Here is a 2,633-nt window from a genome sequence, read left to right as displayed (position 1 = left end):
AATAAAAAAATGAACTATGATGTAGGAGAATCTTTATAGATAAAAAGAGGTGGAAAGTCACTATTAAAGACTTTAAGTCTAAAAAGGTATAAAAGTATGCCAGTGATAATAAAAAGATAAATATGACACTTAAAAGGCGATTAGAAAATTAAAGAAATGCTAGAAGACTTTTAGATGATAGTTAACAAGAGGGTCTAATTTTCACTGTTACTCATGCAGTGGGAATTAGACCTTTTTACATAAGCAAATTCTATTTCAAAATTGGTTACCGAGAAAGACTTCTTTTCACTGTTAAGTATAAGAGGGAAATTTTAAAGAATTTTGTTTCATCAAGATAAATATTTTCTGATGGTCAAATTTTAAAAAGATTAATAACTCTCGATAAATTTTGAACCTTAACAATTGAATAGACCAAGACAAGACGTTAATTATTTTTGGAGCGTAATAACCTATCCGCCAAGATCTTTCTGCTGAATAATTCGGCATAATAAGTACTGCTAAGCTAAAAGCAAGGGAAGAAGAAAGAGAGCGATAAGTAAGAGTTTGAATATAGGGAGGGATACCCTATCCGCTATGAAGAAAATGAGGATAATGATACTTCTAAGGTTGAAGCCGGCTCATCCGGAATAGAGGCGGAGGTGAGATTCCTATGTTGCTAATCCAAAGCACTTGTCAATGTCGTAAAACTTAATTAAACAAATAATTATTAGATATAAAACTTTAGAGAGAGGAGGTATATATTGGACAATGACTGGAATGGATTGGCTGATTTAATAGCAAATCTGATTGCAAAATATGCTGGTGTTTTAGATTTAGATAATCTGCCCGATCCAACGCCAGCAAAAAATCAAGAGATGAAAAATAGTTTAGACATGGCAAAAACACTAATTGAGACGGACTAATAAAAGTGTTATAATATACTTGAAATTATAGTCCAAACTTAAATTCAAAAATCAAAGTTTATATATGATATAGAAAGTTATATTGAGGTTAATGCTATGTCAAAAGAAAAAATAAAAGTATACCTCTATACACGAGTATCTACGTCAATACAGATAGAGGGGTATTCGTTAGAGGCACAAAAATCAAGAATGAAAGCTTTTGCTATTTACAACGATTATGAAATTGTTGGAGAGTATGAAGATGCCGGAAAGTCTGGCAAGTCTATTGAAGGTAGAAAACAGTTCAATCGAATGATGGAAGATATAAAATCTGGAAAAGATGGAGTATCTTTTGTTCTTGTGTTTAAGTTATCAAGATTTGCAAGAAATGCCGCTGATGTTCTTTCTACACTTCAGATAATGCAGGATTATGGAGTTAATCTTATCTGCGTTGAAGATGGCATTGATTCATCTAAAGATGCCGGGAAACTAATGATTTCTGTTTTATCAGCTGTGGCTGAAATAGAAAGAGAAAACATCCGTATTCAAACAATGGAAGGTCGCATTCAAAAAGCAAGGGAAGGAAAATGGAATGGTGGCTTTGCTCCGTATGGATATAAACTTGAAGACGGCAAGCTGTTTATAAATGAGGAAGAGGCAGTTGCCATAAGAACGATTTTCGACCAGTACGTAAATACTACGATAGGAGCCAATGGGCTATCTAAATACTTAGAGAATCATGGAATTAGAAAAATCCCAAGACAGAATGGTAAGAATCCTTTGTTTGATGCAGGTCTTATAAGAAAGATATTAAAGAATCCTGTATATAATGGGAAAATAGCATTTGGAAGAAGAACTTTAGAAAAAGTTCATGGTACAAGAAATGAATATAAGCAGGTTGAACAAGATGAATATCTAATATCTGAAGGGATACATGAAGCTATAGTTTCCGATGAAGTTTGGCAAGCTGCTCAGGTTAAGCTAAAATCTCAAGCAAAGAAATATGAGCATGTGAATAAAGGAAAAGATACACGCACACACTTGCTTTCTGGAATTGTAAAATGCCCGATATGTGGAGTGGGAATGTTTGGAAACAAGTGTACAAAGAAAAAGAAAGATGGCACAAAATATAAAGATTTTTATTACTATGGTTGTAAACATAGGCAGATGATAAGAGGTCATAAGTGTACTTTCCGTAAGCAAATTAGAGAAGAATTGTTAGATGATGCTGTTGCAGAAGTGATTGTCAAGATTGTAAGTAATCCGAAATTTGCTTCTATGATGCAAGAAAAAATCAACATGAAGGTGGACACCTCTGAAATAGAAAAAGAAATAGATAATTACCAAAAGGAATTGAGGAAGAGTCATTCTACAAAGTTTAAGCTAATTGAAGAAATAGATAATTTAGATGTTGAAGATAAGCATTATAAGAGAAGGAAACAGGATTTAGATGATAGACTATATCGTATGTATGACAAAATAGATGAATTAGAATCATCACTAATTGATGCAAAAGCAAAGAAACAGACTATTGAAGCTGAAAAACTCACAGGAGATAACATATATAAGGTTCTGATCTATTTTGATAAACTCTATAAAGTCATGAATGATGTAGAGCGTAGGCAGTTAATTACAGCTTTGATTTCTGAAATTCAAGTTTATGAAGAAAAACAACCTAACGGACAATGGCTAAAATCAATTACTTTCAAGCTCCCAATTATAGACGATGACTTGAATATAAGTTTGGACAAT

Annotated in this window: 2 protein-coding genes; both read left to right on the top strand. The window is 32.7% G+C overall.

Going from position 1 to position 2,633, the window contains the following annotated elements; all coding sequences use genetic code 11:
* Positions 1 to 740: 740 nt before the first annotated feature.
* A complete protein-coding gene (locus tag Q0W95_RS07840; protein ID WP_237036037.1) occupies positions 741 to 902 on the top strand; it encodes a hypothetical protein in 162 nt (53 codons plus the stop codon).
* A 96-nt stretch (positions 903 to 998) separates the two neighbouring features.
* The coding region (locus Q0W95_RS07835; protein ID WP_297791573.1) for a recombinase family protein at positions 999 to 2,633 on the top strand (1,635 nt) is incomplete at its 3' end.

It is taken from the genome of uncultured Anaerococcus sp., from assembly GCF_947253225.1.
Lineage (GTDB): Bacteria > Bacillota > Clostridia > Tissierellales > Peptoniphilaceae > Anaerococcus.
Note: the sequence above shows the minus strand (reverse complement) of the source record. Positions and strands in the feature narration are given on the sequence as shown.